This is a genomic window from Streptomyces sp. NPDC052016 (assembly GCF_044548445.1).
Classification (GTDB): domain Bacteria; phylum Actinomycetota; class Actinomycetes; order Streptomycetales; family Streptomycetaceae; genus Streptomyces.
Genome location: NZ_JBIUBX010000002.1, coordinates 64,760 through 82,768 on the forward strand (window position 1 = coordinate 64,760; position 18,009 = coordinate 82,768).

The window sequence follows — 18,009 nt, forward strand, 5'->3', positions numbered from 1 at the left end:
CCGTAAACCTCTTCCTCCCGGGTACCTCGGTGGTCGGGAGAGGCCGTCCGTGTCCTTCCCGGGCGGCTGGACTGCGGGGGTGCCGTTCCCGAGCGAGAGAGTGAGATCCGCGTGTACGCCATCGTGCGCAGCGGTGGTCGCCAGCACAAGGTTGCTGTCGGCGACATCGTTGAGGTTGACAAGATTTCCACCGCCAAGGTTGGCGACACGGTCGAGCTCTCGACCCTGCTCGTTGTCGACGGCGACGCTGTGACCAGCGACCCGTGGGTGCTGGCCGGCATCAAGGTCCAGGCCGAGGTCGTGGACCACCACAAGGGCCAGAAGATCGACATTCTGCGCTACAAGAACAAGACCGGCTACCGCCGTCGTCAGGGCCACCGCCAGCAGTACACGGCGATCAAGGTCACTGAGATCCCCGCGGCTGCGAAGTAAGGGACTGAGGAGACATGGCACACAAGAAGGGCGCATCGTCCACCCGGAACGGTCGCGACTCCAACGCCCAGCGGCTCGGCGTGAAGCGCTTCGGCGGTCAGGTCGTCAACGCGGGTGAGATCCTGGTCCGCCAGCGCGGCACCCACTTCCACCCGGGCTCCGGCGTCGGCCGCGGCGGCGACGACACGCTGTTCGCGCTGCAGGCCGGTGCGGTGGAGTTCGGTACCCACCGTGGCCGCAAGGTCGTGAACATCGTTCCGGTCGCCTGACCCGAGCGAGTCGTTCGATCTTTTCGCGAGGCGGACCTCACTTCCCTTCCGGGAAGGCGGGTCCGCCTTTCGCGTGTTACGTCAGAGACAGTTCCGCACTCCCCCGGCCCCGGCCGGGGGGACCCCCAGGAGGCACCCACCATGACCACCTTCGTGGACCGCGTCGAACTCCATGTCGCCGCGGGTAACGGAGGCCACGGCTGTGCCTCCGTCCACCGTGAGAAGTTCAAGCCGCTCGGCGGGCCCGACGGCGGCAACGGCGGGCGCGGTGGGGATGTGATCCTCACCGTCGACCAGTCGATCACCACGCTTCTCGAGTACCACCACTCCCCGCACCGCAAGGCCACCAACGGCAAGCCCGGCGAGGGCGGCAACCGTTCCGGCAAGGACGGCCAGGACCTCGTCCTCACCGTGCCCGACGGGACCGTCGTCCTCGACAAGGCGGGCAACGTGCTGGCCGACCTCGTCGGGCACGGCACCTCCTTCGTCGCCGCCCAGGGTGGTCGCGGCGGGCTCGGCAACGCCGCCCTGGCCTCCGCCCGCCGCAAGGCGCCCGGATTCGCGCTGCTCGGCGAGCCGGGGGACCTGCGGGACATCGTCCTGGAGCTGAAGACCGTCGCCGACGTGGCGCTGGTGGGCTACCCGAGTGCCGGGAAGTCGTCCCTGATCTCCGTGCTGTCCGCCGCCAAGCCGAAGATCGCCGACTACCCGTTCACCACGCTCGTCCCGAACCTGGGCGTCGTGACCGCCGGGTCCACCGTCTACACCATCGCCGACGTCCCCGGTCTCATCCCGGGCGCCAGCCAGGGCAAGGGCCTCGGCCTGGAGTTCCTGCGGCACGTGGAGCGGTGCAGCGTGCTCGTGCACGTGCTGGACACGGCCACCCTCGAGTCCGAGCGTGACCCCGTCTCCGACCTCGACGTCATCGAGGAGGAGCTCAAGCAGTACGGCGGGCTCGACAACCGCCCCCGCATCGTCGTCCTGAACAAGATCGACGTACCGGACGGCAAGGACCTGGCGGAGATGGTCCGCCCCGATCTGGAGGCGCGCGGCTACCGCGTCTTCGAGGTGTCCGCCGTCGCCCACATGGGACTGAAGGAGCTGTCGTTCGCGCTCGCCGACCTGGTGGCGAGGGCGCGGGCCGCCAAGCCCAAGGAGGAGGCGACCCGGATCGTCATCCGGCCCAAGGCCGTGGACGACGCCGGCTTCACCGTCACGCGCGAGGAGGTCGGCGGCGAGCCGCTGTTCCGCGTCCGCGGCGAGAAGCCCGAACGCTGGGTGCGGCAGACCGACTTCAACAACGACGAGGCCGTCGGCTACCTCGCCGACCGGCTCAACCGCCTCGGCGTGGAGGAGGAGTTGATGAAGGCGGGCGCCCGCTCCGGCGACGGTGTCGCCATCGGGCCCGAGGAGAACGCCGTCGTCTTCGACTGGGAGCCCTCCGTGACCGCCGGTGCCGAGATGCTCGGCCGCCGCGGCGAGGACCACCGCTTCGAGGCCCCGCGGCCCGCCGCCCAGCGCCGGCGCGACCGCCAGGCCGAACGCGACGAGGCGGTCCAGGAGTTCGAGGGCTTCGAACCCTTCTGAGCCGGCCCCATCCCTTCCGAGACCCGCCGCGGTACACCAGCGGCGGGTCTCTCTTCGCATCCGCGTCCGTCGCGCCTCCGCGTCCGTGCCCGTCATGGAGACTCATCCGGGCCCAAGGCTCCTCTCATGGTCGCCACAGAAAACGCTCTTACCGTCCTCTGACCATGGAGACGGACTGTACGAACAACGAAGCCCGGGTGAACGACCCCCGGGCGACCGCCGGCCACCCCGCCGCGCGGTCCCTCACCACGGCCGGCTCCCGGCCGCTCACCCCGCCCACCCCCCTGCCCGCCGGCACCCGCCTGCTGCACATCGGCCCGCACAAGACCGGCACCACCGCCATCCAGGGCGCCCTGTTCGCGGCGAAGGAGCGGATGCCGGCGTACGGCGTCGAGTTCCCCGCGACCAGCAGGCACCCCATGCAGGCGGTGCTGGCCGCCTGCGCCCGCCCCGGGATGATCGGTGACACCAGGCCCACCGAGGGGCACTGGAACCGCCTCGTCGAACAGGTGAACGCCACCGGGCGGAGCACCTCGGTGATCAGCAGCGAGTTCTTCGCCGACGCCCCCGACGACGCGACCATCGCCCGGATCGTCGAGCAGCTCGGCGGGGACCGGGTGCACGTTCTGGTGACGCTGCGGCCGTTGGTGCGGATCATGCCCTCGCAGTGGCAGCAGTACGTGCAGAACGGGCTGCGCATGGGCTACGAGGAGTGGCTGGAGCACATGCTCCGCAAGGCGCCGTACGAGAAGCCCAATCCGAGTTTCTGGCGGCGGCACCGGCACGACCGGCTGGTCGAGCGGTGGGTGCGGGTGGTGGGGGCCGAACGGGTCACCGTCGTCGTGGTCGACGACCGGGACCGCGAGGGGCTGATGCGCACCTTCGAGGGGCTGCTCGGACTGCCCGCGCAGCTCCTGCGGCCCGTTCCCGACACGGCGAATCGTTCGCTCACCCTCGCCGAGACCGAAATGCTGCGGAACCTCAATAAGGAATTCCGTGACAATGCCCTCCCCGACGAGCTCTATTCCAAGCTGGTTCGCAACGGCGCGGTCATGCATATGAAGAACACGTGCAGCCCCACGTCCCGCGACGTGAAGATCTCCACACCGGCCTGGGCCGTCGAGGCGGCCGTCGCGATCGGCGCCGAGATGACCGGGCGTATCGAGGCGATGGGGGTGCGCGTGCTCGGCGATCCCGGTCTGCTGTCCGCCCTGCCGAAGCCCGCCGGGCAGGCCGGCGCACAGCCCGTCGAGGAGGCCCGCATCGCCCCCGAAGTGGCCGCTCAGGCGCTGTACGGCGCGCTCGCGGCGGTGGCCGGCGGGGCCGGGCGGCAGCCCGCGCGGCCGGTGCACCAGACGTCGTCGAAGGAACTCGTCAAAGTGCTGGGGCGGCGCTGTCTGAAGCGGCTGCGGCGCCACTGAGCCGCATTCCCGTCACTCTCGGCAATCCCCTATAGGCTGTGCACTTACTCACAGGATTTAGCGGGAGCATCCGAGGAAGGCGCGGTCGTGTCTCGTCAATCACCGGCACGTCCAGGTGAATGACAGGTGGCGCGCACATATGCACTGAAGGGCGCTCACCTTGCATCGCGGTTACCGCAAGTGGGACCATTTCCCCGTTCCCTGTCGCCCCAAGGTAGGTCACCTGTGTCCCAGCACATAGCCAAGCCCCGTACCACCGCAGTGATCCTGGCCGGTGGCACCGGTCAGCGGGTGGGTCTGTCGATTCCCAAGCAGTTGCTGAAGATCGCAGGCAAGGCCGTCATCGAGCACACCCTGACCACCTTCGAGAAGGCCGACTCCGTCGACGACGTCATCGTGCTGATGGCGCCGGGCTATGTGCCGGACGTCGAGAAGATCGTGGCCAGGGCCGGGTTCAGGAAGGTCTCCCGCATCATCGAGGGCGGCGCCACACGGAACGAGACCACCGAGCGCGCCATCGCGGCCCTCGGCGAGGGGCTGGCCGACGGCGAGGACCTCAACGTCCTCTTCCACGACGCCGTGCGCCCCCTGCTCTCGCGGCGCGTCATCGACGACTGCGTGGCCGCGCTCGAGCGCTACCAGGCGGTCGACGTCGCCATCCCCTCCGCGGACACCATCATCGTCACGCGCACGCACGGCGAGGACGGCGAGTTCATCACCGAGATCCCGGACCGCTCCCGGCTGCGCCGCGGCCAGACCCCGCAGGCCTTCAAGCTGTCGACGATCCGGCGGGCGTACGAGGTCGCGGCGGGCGACCCCAACTTCCAGGCCACCGACGACTGCACGGTCGTCCTGCGCTACCTGCCGGACGTGCCGATCCACGTGGTCGCGGGCGACGAGTACAACATGAAGGTGACGCAGCCCGTCGACGTCTTCATCGCCGACAAGCTGTTCCAGCTCGCCTCCACCGCAGCGCCCGAGCAGAACGGCGAGGACGCCTACCGCGAACTGCTGACCGGTAAGACCCTGGTCGTCTTCGGCGGTTCGTACGGCATCGGCAAGGACATCGCCGAACTCGCCGAGTCCTACGGCGCGACGGTCTACGCCCTGGGCCGCTCCACCACCGGCACGCACGTGGAGAATCCGGAGGAGGTCGACGACGCGCTGTCCAAGGCGTACTCCGAGACCGGCCGGATCGACTACGTCGTCAACACCGCCGGTGTGCTGCGCATCGGCAAGCTCGCCGAGACCGACAACGCGACCATCGAGGAAGCGCTCAAGGTCAACTATTTGGCCCCCGTGCAGATCGCCCGTTCGGCCTACAAGTACCTCGCCGAGACCAAGGGGCAGCTGCTGCTGTACACCTCCAGCAGCTACACCCGCGGCCGCGCCGAGTACAGCCTCTACTCCTCGACCAAGGCCGCCATGGTGAACCTCACTCAGGCCCTGTCCGACGAGTGGGCCGGCGACGGCATCCGCGTCAACTGCATCAACCCGGAGCGCACGGCCACCCCGATGCGCACCAAGGCCTTCGGCCAGGAGCCGGCGGGCAGCCTGCTGTCCTCGGAGGCGGTCGCCCGCACCTCCCTCGACGTGCTGCTGTCCGAGCTGACCGGGCACGTCATCGACGTCCGCCAGCAGGACCCGACCGCCGACGCCAGCCGCGCCTCCGGCTTCGAGCAGGCCCTGGCGGGCGTGCTGGACCGACAGGACGGCATGGCATAATCAACCGCCATTAGCCATTGGAATTCAGGCCTCTGTCGCTCCCGGTTTACGGAGAATTCACAGGGGCCTGAATCCGTAAAATTCCCGAAACCACACCACAGGGGATTTTCCGGACTCTCATGATTCTATGACCGGCAACCCTCCCAGAGCAGGTTCCTCCGTGATAACCACCGCCATTCGCGTCGCCCGGGTGGGCAACGCGGCCGAGCTGGCCGCGGCGGCCCTCATGACGCTGGGCTACCCCGGCCTCATGCTGGCCGCGCTCGTCCCGAGCGTTCCCGCCTTCGCCGCCGCGGCCGCCGTGACCTACCTTGCGGACCTCTACCTCCACCGCAAGGGCAGTTACCTCATCAGCCTCCTGGGCAAGGTGAGAGCCGGTCTGTCGACGCGCTTCCTGGTCCGGGAGCTGCTGCTGATCCTGCTGCTGGCCAGACTCGGCCTCTCCGAGGAGGCGGTCTTCTACGCGGCGATCGCCTGCTTCACGATCTTCTTCGGTCTGCAGGCCCCGCACGGCGCGCTGGTCACCCTGATCGGCAACCGCCGCCAGATGCCGGTCGTCACCCGCAACGTCGACATGGTCTCGCGGATCCGCATCCCGGACGCCCCGCCCCGCCTGCTGCTGCGCCGGGCCGGCGTGAAGATGCTCCACCTGGACCTCGCGGCCGTCGTGGGCCTGCTCGTCTACGCCCTCACGGACGTGACGCAGGCCGGCTTCGTCGGCGTCGGCGTCACCCTGGGCCTGGGCGCGGTGTACGTCCTGGCGCTGGTGCCCCACCTGCGGGCCCGCCGCATCCCGCCGAAGGCGGACAAGGTGCTGAAGAGCATCAGCGCCTGGCTGCGCGAGTACCGGCCGGAGACGGTGCTCTACTTCTCCGGCTCGCCCGACTCCGCCTACCAGGTCAACATGTGGCTGGAGACGATGGAGCAGCTGGACTCCCGTCCGCTGATCATCCTTCGTGAGCGCGAGATCCTGGCGAAGATGGCGCCCACGACGGTCCCCGTCATCTGCGTGCCCGGGGGGGTGCACCTGATGAACCTGGACCTGTCCACGGTGCGGGTCGCGCTGTACGCGGCGAACGTCGGCAAGAACATCCACCTGCTGCGCGTGCCCACCATGAAGCACGTCTTCATCGGCCACGGCGACAGCGACAAGGCCGCCAGCGTCAACCCGTTCAGCAAGGTGTACGACGAGGTGTGGACCGCCGGACGCGCGGGCCGCGACCGCTACGCCATCGCCGACGTCGGCATCCGCGACGAGGACATCGTCGAGGTCGGTCGCCCGCAGCTCGCGCCGATCAAGCCGTGGCGGGGCGCGCCGGAGGACCGCATCCCGACGATCCTGTACGCGCCCACCTGGGAGGGCTGGGACGACAACCCGGGCAACACCTCGCTGCTGCTGGCCGGCGAGAACATCGTGAAGAAGCTCGTCTCGGCCGAGCCCCCGGTCCGCGTCCTGTACAAGCCGCACCCGTTCACCGGCACCCGCAGCGCCAAGGCCGGCGCCGCCCACCGCCGTATCACCGCCCTGGTGAAGAAGGCCGCGGCCGAGCGCGCCGCCGACCCCCGTTTCACCGCGGACCCGGCCGCCCAGGCCCGGGCCAAGGCCGAGCTCACCCGTCTCAAGACCCGTCTGGACGCGCTGTCCCTCGCCTTCGACGAGAAGGCCGACGAGGCCGTGACCAGCCGTGACGGCCTGGTCGACATGCGCAGGCACGAGGAGGCCGCCCGGCTGCGCGCCGAGTGGAACGACGCCTACTGGCGCTCCTTCCCCTCCTTCGAGCACCGCGTCATCACGGGCACCGAACCGCGCCTGTACGACTGCTTCAACGCCTCCGAGGCGATGGTCTCCGACATCTCCAGCGTCGTCTCCGACTTCATCGCCAGCGGCAAGCCGTACGCGGTCACGGACTCGGCCGAGGTGGGCGCGGAGGAGTTCAAGCGGCAGAACACCGCGGTGCGCGCGGCCGTGCTCCTCACCAACAGTGCGGCCGAGCTGGATCAGTTGCTGGACGCCGTGCGCGATCCGGCCGCCGATGCGCTGGCCGAGGACCGCAAGGAGCTCAAGGAGTACCTGCTCGGTCCCGACGAGCCGACCTCCATCGAGCAGTTCAACACCGCTGTGGCCAACCTCGCGTTGAAGGCCGAGGCGCGCAACGTCAGTCAGGAGTCCCGGGCCGGCACGGCGGTCGGCGGGGCGGAACTGGCGGACGGTCTGACGACGGCGTGAGCCCCGCCGGGCGCGGTCCCGGCACGGTTCCGACACCGACGGCTCGGCCCCCGGAGAGTGATCTCCGGGGGCCGAGCCGTTTCCGCGCGTGGTGACGCGGCACACATTCAGGGGTGGAGGTAACAGAAGCAACCCCCTTCCGACATCTCCCGTCTATCGGATTGCCGAACTATTGACGAGGCGGACATGTTGCGTTACGAGGGGGAGAAGTGACCCAGGCGGAGCCCGATGTCACCGTGATCATCGGCGCCTACGAAGCCATGCCGTACCTGGTCGAGTGCCTGGCATCGGTCGAGGCGCAGTCGATGGACCCGGCGCGCATCGAGGTCATCGCGGTCGACGACGGCTCGCGCGACGGCACCGGGGACTGCCTCGACGAGTTCGCCGCCCGCGCTCCCATGGCGGTCACCGTCATCCACCAGGAGAACTCCGGTGGTCCCAGCGGCCCGCGCAACGTCGGTCTTGCCAAGGCCACCGGCCGCTACGTCTTCTTCCTCGACGCCGACGACCGGCTCGGCCCCGAGGCCCTGGAACGTATGGTCGCCATGGCCGACAAGAACGGCACCGACGTGGTCCTGGGCCGCGTCGAGGGCATCAACCGCAAGGCGCCCCGGTCGATGTGGGGGACGACCCTCGACCGCACCGACGTCTTCTCTTCCAACATCAAGTTCACGCTCAGCGCGCAGAAGCTGTTCCGCCGCGCGCTGTTGGACCGGCACGGCATGCGCTTCGACGAGTCCCTGTGGACCGGCGAGGACGCGCTGTTCACGATGGAGGCCTATCTGCGGGCCGACGGCGTCTCCGTGCTCGCCGACTACACCTGCTACTACCTGGTGGGCCGCACCGACGGCAAACACGTGACGAAGAGCGGGAGTTACACCCTGCGCTTCGACTCCGCGCGCGCCCTGATGGGACTGCTCGAGCGGATGCTCCCGCCCGGCGCCAAACGGGACGTCCTCATGGTCCGCCCCTTCCTCGTCACGGTCCTGCCGCAGTTCGGGCCGGTGTTCCTGCGCGACGACGAGGAGACCCGGCGCACCAAGCTGGAGCTGGCCAGACCGCTGATGGACGCCTACTGGAACGAGGGCGTCGCCCACCGCCTGAGGGTCCACGAACGGCTGCGCCTGCACCTGGTGGCCCTGCAGCGCCCCGACCTCCTCGCGGACGTGATCGAGTTCATCAGGGACAAGCGGGAACCCTCGCCCGTCCTGGAGCGGCGCGGCACCCGGCTGTACCTCGCCTATCCCCACTTCCGTTCCGCGGCGGCCGGCATACCGGATCGCGTCTACCTCGCCGAACCTCGCGAGGCCAAGGCCTACCCCGGCTGGCGGCAGGGCCCGACCGAGTCCTTCCTGCGGCGGGCGACGCGGAAGCTACGGCGTGTGGTGTCCCGGCGACGGGTGACGCCGCGGAGCGTGACGACGGCGTGAGTGACCCCGCGTGGGGAGGGGCCGGACCGCTCCGCGGCTGAGCCGCGCGGGCGTGTCCGGCGCGGCTGAGCCGCACGGGCGTGTCCGGCCACCGCGGTCCCACCCGGCCAAGGGAGGCGACCGCTCCGGCGTCACCCGCGCCCTTCCCCCACGCAGTTACTTCGTCTGCTTCAGCGCCCGCCGCAGCGGCCCGCCCACCACACGCCGCGCCCGGCGGTAGATCGAGGGCGTCGGAAGCGCCGCCCTGGCCGCCGCGGCCTTGGCGACGACCTTGGACCTGGCCAGCTCGCGCTTCAACTGGGCGTTGTGGTTGTCCAGCTCGGTGATGCGCTGGTGCAGCCACCCGAACCGGCTGGTCAGGGAGTCCAGGTCGACGTCGGTCCACGGGCGCACGCCCGGCGGGAAGGGCAGGGACCGCAGCTTCTTCTCGAAGGCCTTGCCGCCGTCGCCGTGCGTGAAGGTGTTCTCCAGACCGTTCTTGTCCAGGAAGGCCGTGAAGCGGTCGAAGCGCTCCTTGTGGTTGCCGGTGAGCGGGCCGAAGTCCGCCTCCTCGTACAACTCGGCCGGGTCCAGGTCCGGAGGCACCTCGCTCAGCAGCCGGTGCGGGATCTCGAAGTAGCGGCACAGCTCCAGCGTGCGCGAGTCGAAGGCCAGCACGGTCGCCGGCGTGCCCGCCAGCAGCGCCGCGATGTTGCCGTGGATGCGCGAGCCGAACGAGTAGTCGTAGTCCCGCAGGTCGCCGATCCAGGTGGCCGGGTCCACGTACACCCGGACCTTGCCCTCCTGGTACATCGGGTGGTCGGGATGGGTCGGCATCTCGGTCATGCGGCCGGCCGGGGAGTTCAGGTCGCGCCAGTGCAGCTGCCGGGCGTCGGTGAGGTTCTGGCCGATGTACAGGAGGTTCGGGTACCGCGCGTGCGCCCGGTTGATGATCTTGTGCAGGCCCCCGCCGCGCACCGCGGTGTGCGAGCCGTTGACCGCCACCCGCGCGTCCGTGGTCAGCGTCGCCGCCCGCTTCTCGACGGTGAGCCGTTCGCCGAACATGAACATGGACGGGCAGCCGATGACCTCGACGTCCTTGAAGCCCATGTCGTTGAGGTACTTCTCGGTGAACTCGCCGCGCACGCCGATGGACGCGCTGTGCTCGAGCACCGCGGCGCAGAAGGCGCGCACGCTGGGCTCCATGGCCTTCAGCCGTGTCGGGTCGTAGGTCACACCGAACTGCGCGCCGACACCCAGGACGACGACCGGGATCTTCAGCTTGCCGATCAGCCGGGTCAGCCGCTGCAGCGCGGGCTCGAACGTCGGCCGGAAGGCGTTGGCCAGCGGCACGACGAAGGCGTCGTACTCGTCGTTGATCTTCCCGGCGGCGGTGGCGTCGGTCCGCATGCCGTTCGAGAAGACCTCGACGTTCGGCGTGGTGAGGATCTTGTGGGCGGCATCGCTGAAGATCAGGTTGCCGGAGTTGGTGGCGATCACGTCGCGGTGGAGAGCTTCCTCGACGGGGAGGACGTCGAAGGGGCTCTTCCCCGATCGCAGGAGTATGCGCTTCACAGTGCGAACTTTAAGTGACCCAACCTTCAAAATAAATTTCTGGCCTCTTCAACTGCCATGTGAAACCCATACAACCACTTTGCCGTGCGCAAACAGTGAGCGAACGGCCGAGATCCGTGACTGTCCGGAGACTGGAACTCAGGAGCGGCCTCACCCGCGTTCGCGTAGATTGCCTGGTGGGGAGCCGTGACCTAGGCGAGGGGACGAGGAGCAAGGTGGCAGGGGCAAGGCAGGCCGTACACGAGGCCCGCAGGATCGTCGTCAAGGTGGGCTCCTCGTCGCTGACCACCGCCTCGGGCGGGCTGGACGCGGACCGGGTCGACGCGCTCGTCGACGTCCTCGCCAAGAGCCGCAGCGGGGGGGAGAAGGAGATCGTCCTCGTCTCCTCCGGCGCCATCGCCGCCGGCCTCGCGCCGCTGGGCCTGCGCCGCCGCCCCAAGGACCTCGCCCGCCAGCAGGCCGCCGCCAGCGTCGGCCAGGGCCTGCTCGTCGCCCGCTACACCGCCTCCTTCGCCCGCTACGGCGTCCGGGTCGGCCAGGTGCTCCTGACGTCCGACGACATGAGCCGCCGCGCCCACCACCGCAACGCCTCCCGCACCCTCGACAAGCTGCTGGCGATGGGCGCCTTCCCGATCGTCAACGAGAACGACACCGTCGCCACCGACGAGATCCGCTTCGGCGACAACGACCGCCTCGCCGCCCTCGTCGCCCACCTCGTCCACGCCGACCTGCTCGTGCTGCTGTCCGACGTGGACGGTGTCTACGACGGCGACCCCAGCAAGCCGGGGACCTCCCGGATCGCGCAGGTGCGCGGGCCGGAGGACCTCGCCCACGTCGAGATCGGCAGCGCCGGCAAGGCGGGCGTCGGCACCGGCGGCATGGTCACCAAGGTCGAGGCCGCCCGGATCGCGGCCGCGGCCGGCATCCCCGTGGTCCTCACCAGCGCCGTCCACGCGGCCGACGCCCTCTCCGGCGGGGACACCGGCACCTACTTCCACCCCACCGGCCGGCGCTCGGCCGACCGGCTGCTGTGGCTCCAGCACGCCTCCACCCCGCAGGGCTCGCTGACCCTTGACGACGGGGCCGTGCGCGCGGTCGTCGAGCGGCGCAAGTCGCTGCTGCCGGCCGGGATCGCCGGAGTCGAGGGCGAGTTCAACGCGGGCGATCCGGTCGAGCTGCGCGACGGCCGGGGGCGCGCGGTGGCCCGCGGTCTCGTCAACTTCGACGCCAAGGAGATCCCCCAGCTCCTCGGGCGGTCCACCCGCGAGCTGGCGCGCGAGCTGGGCGCCGAGTACGAGCGGGAGGTCGTCCACCGGGACGATCTGGTGATCCTCCACCCGTAGGAGGAGTCCCACGCCTCCTGCCGGACGTGCTCGAACGCCGTGCCGGTGGGGGACGTTCCGTGAAACCGCCCCATGAAGCCTTGCGGCCTGCTCCACTTTGTCTCTGGGACACATCCCGCACGAGCGCTGCGAAAAGGAGGCCGTCGTGAGACGAGTGCGCCCTGGGGTGGCAGCGACCCGTGGGAGTACCGGCGGGACCGGCAAGGCGTCCTCGGCCGCGAAGCCGTCCTCCGCCGGGAAGCCGGCCTCGCGTGCGGCCGGTGAGGAGCGCGCCCTGACCAGCGTGGCGGCCGGGGACCGGTACCGGGAGCCGGAGGGCGACGGACCGGAGGGCACCCGGCCCGAGGATCTGCCCCGCCTGTGGCACGTCACCCTCAGCGTCTCCGGCGAGGAGGCCGACCTGCACGAGCTGCGGCGTGCCCTCGAACAGCTCGCCCACGACCATCCCTTCCTCCTGACCAGCCGCTACGCCGTCGACCACGCGGAAATCCGCTACTGGGAGGAGGCCCGCGACCTGCACGACGCGGCCGCGGTCGCCCTGCGCCTGTGGGGAGAGCACCGCCAGACCGCCGGACTGCCGCCCTGGGAGATCGTCGGCCTGGAGGTCATCGACCGCCAGACCTACCACCAGCGCATCGCCGAGGGCTACGGCCCGCCCCCGGCGGCCCCCGTCGGAGTTCACCCCTTTTGACCCCACCCGATGACGCGTCCCGCGGTGTGTCTCGCGGTGTGGAACGAGCGGTGAACGGCTCGGTCCGGCCCACTACCCTTCCCGTATGACCACGCTCTCGCCGTACGACGCCCTCTCCCCGGTCACCCAGGCCGCCTACCGCGCCAAGGCGGCCGCCGCCGACCTCGCGCCGCTTCCCCGGGCCGCCAAGGACGACGCGCTGCTCGCCATCGCGGACGCGCTGGAGGTCCGTACGAGCGAGATCGTCGAGGCCAACGCCCAGGACATCGCCAAGGCCCGTGAGGCCGGCACCAGCGAGGCCATCGTCGACCGGCTCACCCTCACCCCGGAGCGGGTCCGGGCCATCGCCTCCGACGTACGGGACGTCGTCGCGCTGCCCGACCCCGTCGGTGAGGTCGTGCGCGGCTCGACCCTGCCCAACGGCATCGACCTGCGCCAGGTCCGCGTCCCGCTCGGCGTCGTCGGCATCATCTACGAGGCCCGCCCGAACGTGACGGTGGACGCGGCCGCGCTCTGCCTGAAGTCCGGCAACGCGGTCCTGCTGCGCGGCTCCGCCTCCGCCTACGCGTCGAACACCGCCCTCGTCCGGGTGATCCGTGACGCCGTCGGCGGCGCCGGTCTGCCCGCCGACGCCGTCCAGCTCGTGCCGGGGGAGAGCCGGGAGAGCGTGCGCGAGCTGATGCGCGCCCGCGGTCTCGTCGACGTGCTGATCCCGCGCGGCGGCGCCTCGCTCATCCGGACCGTCGTCTCCGAGTCCACCGTTCCGGTGATCGAGACCGGCACGGGCAACTGCCACGTCTACGTCGACGCCCAGGCCGACCTCGACATGGCCGTCGAGATCCTGATCAACTCCAAGGCCCAGCGGGTCAGCGTCTGCAACGCCGCCGAGACCCTGCTGGTCCACCGGGACATCGCCGCCGAGTTCCTGCCCCGCGCCCTCGACGCCCTCGCCGAGGCCGGGGTCACCGTCCACGCCGACGAGCGCGTGCTGGCGTACGCCAAGGACTCCAAGGCGACCGTCGTCGAGGCGACGCCGGAGGACTGGGAGACGGAGTACCTGTCGTACGACATCGCGGCCGCGGTCGTCGACTCCCTGGACAAGGCCGTCGAGCACATCCGGCTGTGGACCTCCGGCCACACCGAGGCCATCGTCACCACCTCCCAGCAGGCCGCCCGCCGCTTCACCCAGTTGGTCGACTCCACCACGGTCGCGGTGAACGCCTCCACCCGCTTCACGGACGGCGGCCAGTTCGGCTTCGGCGCGGAGATCGGCATCTCCACCCAGAAGCTGCACGCCCGGGGCCCCATGGGCCTGCCGGAGCTGACCAGCACCAAGTACATCGTCACGGGCGACGGGCACGTGCGGCGCTGACCGGCGGATCCGGCGCCCCGCGGCACGCACGACGCTGACGGGGCGCACGGCCCCGGCCGGAACGCACGGCCCCGGCCGGAACGCACGGCCCCGCAACGGACCGGACGGCTCCGCAAGGGGGCGTACGGCCGGGAACGGGGCGCACGGCTCGGAAGGGGGCGTGCGAGAGGCCGTGCACCGTGTCTCATCAGGCGGATGAATTTCCATACCGTCTGCCCAAATTGACCCCCCAGGTCTACTCTGGATTCGTGCCGGAGGACGTGGGGGGCACGCCGTTCCCTGACGGCTGGGAGCCCGACGACGACCACGACCGCGGGGTGTCGGACGAAGAGTTCGCCTCCGTGGTCTTCGACGAGGCCTTCGTGCAGGCGGCCGTGGTGCACGAGCCGACCGCCGTCGAGCGTCTCCTGGCCGCCGCGAAGGCGAGAGCCGAGGCCTCCGAGGCCGAAGCCCGCCGCGCCCGCGCCCGGGGCGACCGCTACGACGACCCGTACGGCCCCGACGGCCCCGGCGATTTCGGTCATGATCCGGACTACGACGACCTGGACGACGGCGACGATCCCGACGCCTGGGACCGCCGCTACGGCGCCTTCGGGCCCTATGGCAAACAGGTCCGCTGGCACCGTCCCGTCGCCTGGGTGCTCGCCCTCGTGATGGGTATCGGCATGGTCGCGCTGGCCTTCGCGGCGGTCTACCGGGGCGCCTCCTCCGGCAGCCGGGAGCAGGTGCCGCCGCCCGCCTCGACCGGGCTCGAGCAGGGAAGCGGACTCGCCCCGTCGGCGTCGGCCGACCACTCCCAGCCACCCGTCTCCGCGGTCCCGCCCGCGCCCTGACCTGAGCCTGCGGGAGGACCGGGCAGAGGGCTTCCCGTCGATGAGAAGCTGTCAGAACTTGTCACGGAGCAGGGCGTTTACCCGCGCTCCCCACGACCTACTCTGAAAGTATGGGCGGGCCCGGAGACCCACCGGAGGGGACACCCGAGGGAGCTCCCGGTGGAGGAGAGGACGAGTACCGATCCGTCGTCTTCGACGAATCGTTCGTGCGCGCTGCCCGCCTTCAGGAGTACTCCGCCGAGGAGCGCATCGCCGACCACGCGCCCGCCGTCCGCCGCCGCCCGCCCCTGCGCCGGGGCCTGTCCCGGCAGGCGCTCGTCCTGGTCGTCCTGATCGCCCTCGCCTTCGGCACCGCGATCTACATGGGCGTCCGCCACCCGTACCAGAACCCGGCCGCCCGCCGGCCCGTCGAACCCCTGCGGATGACCGTGATTCCGCTCGCCCCGCAGGGCGCCGTGCCCGGCACGGCCGACCCCGAGTACCTGTACGGGCACAGCCCCGCCGCCCACTACCGCGTCGGCGCGGCGGGCATCCCGCTGCCCGCTTCCCGGCGCACCGCGCACTTCTCCGACAGCCAGGTCGTCACCGCCCTGATCACCGCCAGGGACTACATCGTGCGCTCCTCCCTCGACCCGGAGGTGCTCACCGGGCAGCAGGTGCGGACCGTGCGGGTGCTGATCGGCCCCGACCAGCTCGACCAGTTCGACGAGAGCTTCTCCCACCCGGCGGCGGACGGACGGCACGCGCCGACCGGATGGCTGGTCCGCTTCGACCCCTCCCGGGCCGAGCTGGCCGACCGCCGGATCCGTGTCCACGGCACGCTGCAGGCCGCCGAGACCGACGCCTCCACCCTCGAGGTCACCGCCGACCACACCTTCGTGTACGCCCTGCGGCCGGCCGGTTCCGACGCGAAGGCGCCGGCCTCGCTGTTCACCGTCCGCCGCGAGCTGCAGTTCCGCTTCGACCGCGACGACCTGCGGCTGCGCCAGACCCAGCTGATCGTCTCCTACGTCCAGGCCGGGCCGCTGTCCTGCTCCGAGGACTCCACGAACCATCTGCGGCCCCTGCTGGCCGGCCAGACCGCCAAGGAGGGCGGCCCGGCCGGCACGGACCCGTACGCGACGGGCGGGGCGCCGGCGCTGTGCGGAGCGCTCGCGGGGAGCGCCCAGCCGAAGGTGTGAACCGGTGACGGCGCCCAGCCGGGAGCCGGTGGTCGCTCCGGGCCGCCCTCCCTGGCGGTCGGGCCGGCCGGGGGGCAACCCGGTGAGGTGCCCCGGGCCGCCGGCCGGCTCCAGAAGGCACACCGGCCGGTCCGCCGCAGAACCAACGGTGCCGAACGCATCGGACCGTGATGGTCGAAACGCCGGGTCAGTCGTCCCCGCGCGGGGGGGCGTCCGCCGGGTGGTCCTTCGGGGGCGCCGAGCTGGTGAAGCCGTCGAAGCCGCGCCGGACCCGGCCGCCCAGGTTGCCCGCGCCGCCCGCTATGTCGGTGACGAGCTTCATCAGCGGGTCCTTGGAGCTCTTGACGTGGTCGGCGTAGTGCGAGGCCGACTCCCGGAAGGAGTCCGCGACCGAGGTTTCCTTGTCCTCGGTGCGCCGCGGGTAGTGGCCGTCCAGGATCCGCTGGTAGTCCCGGGACTCCGACCACTTCTTCAGCTCGGCCGCCCGCACGGTGGTGAACGGGTGGGAGCGCGGCAGCACGTTGAGGATCTTCAGCACGGAGTCGCGCAGGTCGCCGCCCGCCTCGTACTCCTCGGCCTGCCGCAGGAACGCGTCCACGTTCATCTCGTGCAGGTGGTTGCCGCCGGCGATCTTCATCAGGCCGCGCATCGAGGCCTTGAGGTCCTGGCCGACGAGCAGCCCGGCACGGTCGGCGGACAGCTCCGACTTGCGGAACCACTCGCGCAGGGCGGTCACGATCGCCATGATCGCGAGATTGCCCAGGGGGATCCAGGCGACCCGGAGGGCGAGGTTGGTCAGGAACAGCAGGATGGTCCGGTAGACGGCGTGGCCGGACAGGGCGTGGCCCACCTCGTGGCCGACGACCGCCCGCATCTCCTCCTCGTCGAGCAGCTCGACGAGGCCCGTGGTCACGACGATGATCGGCTCGTCCAGGCCGATGCACATCGCGTTGGGCTGCGGGTCCTGGTTGACGTACATCGGCGGGACCTTCTCCAGGTCCAGGATGTAGCAGGCGTCCCGCAGCATGTCGTTCAGGTGGGCGAACTGCTGGTCGGAGACGCGGACCGAGTCGGACAGGAACAGCAGTCTCAGGCTCCGCTCGGGCAGCAGCCCGCTGAGCGCCTTGAAGACCGTGTCGAAGCCGCTCAGCTTGCGCAGCGCGACCAGCGCGGAACGGTCGGCCGGGTGCTCGTACGCACGCGAGGAGATTCCGGGGAAACGCTTGCGCTGTCTGCTCGGCACGTTCTCGTGGCCCGTCTGCTCGTGGCCGTCTTCGGACATGTCTTCCCCCACTGCGTCTGTGTGGCCCTCGTATGTCTGGTCCTTTGCGGACCTTTGTGCAGCCCTTTGCGCCCCCCGAGCGGGGCCCAGCCTAGGCGGAGTTACGGTGGACGGGCACCACACCGAAGGAGTCCCGAGCCATGGAGCACAACCCCGCAGCCCCCTGGATCGCCCAGGCAGCCGATGCCGCGCAGCAGCAAGGGGCGGGGAACCTGCTCCGGATCGTCCTTGTCGTGATGGTCCTGGGCTGCGTGCTGACCGCCTGGTTCCTGCTGCGAGGCTACAAGCGGAAGGACGACTGACGGGGCGGGAAGGTTCCCCGGGCCTGCGCCGCGCCGCCCGTACCTCCGCCACGCCCCTTCCGCCGCCGGGACGCGGACTCCCCAACCGCGGAGTCGGCGTGATGGCCGGTGAGGCGCCCGCTTACCATGGGCCGACATCTTTATCCCGCCCACACCGGATAGGTCCTGCCGAGATGAGCTTCCACAGCGCCGCTGCCCAGTTGGTCACCCTCGCCGCCGAGGGCGAGCAGCACGGTGGCAACCACGAGAGCCTGAACCCCCTGGTGACCGGCGGTGGTGCCTTCGTGATCCTGATGCTCCTGTTGTGGGTCACCACCCGCTTCAACCGCGACCGCTGAGGCGGACCATGCCCATACCGGG

Annotated in this window: 16 protein-coding genes; 14 read left to right on the forward strand and 2 right to left on the reverse strand. The window is 70.6% G+C overall.

The window, feature by feature from the left end; translation table 11 throughout:
* Window positions 1-111 precede the first annotated feature (111 nt).
* The 7 genes from rplU to ACIHAR_RS03435 all read left to right on the forward strand — a co-directional run bounded on the left by rplU (window position 112) and on the right by ACIHAR_RS03435 (window position 9,091).
* Window positions 112-432, forward strand: a complete 321-nt coding sequence (gene rplU, locus ACIHAR_RS03405; protein WP_004931419.1) for a 50S ribosomal protein L21 — start codon at window positions 112-114, stop codon at window positions 430-432.
* A gap of 14 nt (window positions 433-446) precedes the next feature.
* Window positions 447-701, forward strand: coding sequence for a 50S ribosomal protein L27 (gene rpmA, locus ACIHAR_RS03410; protein WP_189937709.1), 255 nt, complete (start codon window positions 447-449; stop codon window positions 699-701).
* Between the two features lie 141 nt (window positions 702-842).
* Entirely contained in the window at window positions 843-2,288 is a 1,446-nt protein-coding gene (gene obgE, locus ACIHAR_RS03415; protein ID WP_400016519.1) for a GTPase ObgE, read from the forward strand.
* A gap of 164 nt (window positions 2,289-2,452) precedes the next feature.
* Window positions 2,453-3,709, forward strand: a complete 1,257-nt coding sequence (locus tag ACIHAR_RS03420; RefSeq protein WP_400016520.1) for a hypothetical protein — start codon at window positions 2,453-2,455, stop codon at window positions 3,707-3,709.
* Window positions 3,710-3,934: 225 nt separating this feature from the next.
* Window positions 3,935-5,434 carry a bifunctional cytidylyltransferase/SDR family oxidoreductase gene (locus tag ACIHAR_RS03425; RefSeq protein WP_365454114.1) on the forward strand — a complete coding sequence of 500 codons (1,500 nt, stop codon included), beginning with the start codon at window positions 3,935-3,937 and terminating at the stop codon, window positions 5,432-5,434.
* Between the two features lie 190 nt (window positions 5,435-5,624).
* Window positions 5,625-7,661 (forward strand): hypothetical protein, encoded by a 2,037-nt coding sequence (locus ACIHAR_RS03430; RefSeq protein ID WP_400016947.1) that lies wholly within the window; start codon window positions 5,625-5,627, stop codon window positions 7,659-7,661.
* A 209-nt stretch (window positions 7,662-7,870) separates the two neighbouring features.
* Complete coding sequence (locus ACIHAR_RS03435; RefSeq protein WP_400016522.1) at window positions 7,871-9,091, forward strand: glycosyltransferase family 2 protein; 1,221 nt, start codon at window positions 7,871-7,873, stop codon at window positions 9,089-9,091.
* Window positions 9,092-9,247: 156 nt separating this feature from the next.
* Here ACIHAR_RS03435 and ACIHAR_RS03440 read toward each other — a convergent pair whose 3' ends face one another.
* Window positions 9,248-10,645 (reverse strand): polysaccharide pyruvyl transferase family protein, encoded by a 1,398-nt coding sequence (locus ACIHAR_RS03440; RefSeq protein WP_365454120.1) that lies wholly within the window; start codon window positions 10,643-10,645, stop codon window positions 9,248-9,250.
* Window positions 10,646-10,860: 215 nt separating this feature from the next.
* Here ACIHAR_RS03440 and proB point away from each other — a divergent pair, with 215 nt between their 5' ends.
* The 5 genes from proB to ACIHAR_RS03465 all read left to right on the forward strand — a co-directional run bounded on the left by proB (window position 10,861) and on the right by ACIHAR_RS03465 (window position 16,065).
* On the forward strand, window positions 10,861-11,988 hold the full coding sequence (gene proB / locus ACIHAR_RS03445) for a glutamate 5-kinase (RefSeq protein ID WP_400016526.1): 1,128 nt from the start codon (window positions 10,861-10,863) through the stop codon (window positions 11,986-11,988).
* A gap of 145 nt (window positions 11,989-12,133) precedes the next feature.
* Entirely contained in the window at window positions 12,134-12,679 is a 546-nt protein-coding gene (locus ACIHAR_RS03450; RefSeq protein WP_365454126.1) for a hypothetical protein, read from the forward strand.
* Window positions 12,680-12,764: 85 nt separating this feature from the next.
* On the forward strand, window positions 12,765-14,051 hold the full coding sequence (locus tag ACIHAR_RS03455; protein ID WP_365454129.1) for a glutamate-5-semialdehyde dehydrogenase: 1,287 nt from the start codon (window positions 12,765-12,767) through the stop codon (window positions 14,049-14,051).
* 221 nt (window positions 14,052-14,272) lie between these two features.
* On the forward strand, window positions 14,273-14,884 hold the full coding sequence (locus tag ACIHAR_RS03460) for a hypothetical protein (RefSeq protein ID WP_365454132.1): 612 nt from the start codon (window positions 14,273-14,275) through the stop codon (window positions 14,882-14,884).
* 110 nt (window positions 14,885-14,994) lie between these two features.
* Window positions 14,995-16,065, forward strand: coding sequence for a hypothetical protein (locus tag ACIHAR_RS03465; protein WP_365454135.1), 1,071 nt, complete (start codon window positions 14,995-14,997; stop codon window positions 16,063-16,065).
* A gap of 187 nt (window positions 16,066-16,252) precedes the next feature.
* Here the strand turns inward: ACIHAR_RS03465 and ACIHAR_RS03470 are convergent, their stop codons facing one another.
* Entirely contained in the window at window positions 16,253-17,347 is a 1,095-nt protein-coding gene (locus tag ACIHAR_RS03470; protein WP_400016531.1) for a M48 family metallopeptidase, read from the reverse strand.
* Window positions 17,348-17,487: 140 nt separating this feature from the next.
* On the opposite strand from ACIHAR_RS03470, the gene ACIHAR_RS03475 reads away from it, so the two are divergent.
* Both ACIHAR_RS03475 and ACIHAR_RS03480 read left to right on the forward strand, forming a co-directional pair.
* Window positions 17,488-17,649, forward strand: coding sequence for a hypothetical protein (locus ACIHAR_RS03475; RefSeq protein ID WP_384655812.1), 162 nt, complete (start codon window positions 17,488-17,490; stop codon window positions 17,647-17,649).
* A 173-nt stretch (window positions 17,650-17,822) separates the two neighbouring features.
* Entirely contained in the window at window positions 17,823-17,987 is a 165-nt protein-coding gene (locus ACIHAR_RS03480; protein WP_365454144.1) for a hypothetical protein, read from the forward strand.
* The last annotated feature ends 22 nt before the right edge of the window (window positions 17,988-18,009 follow it).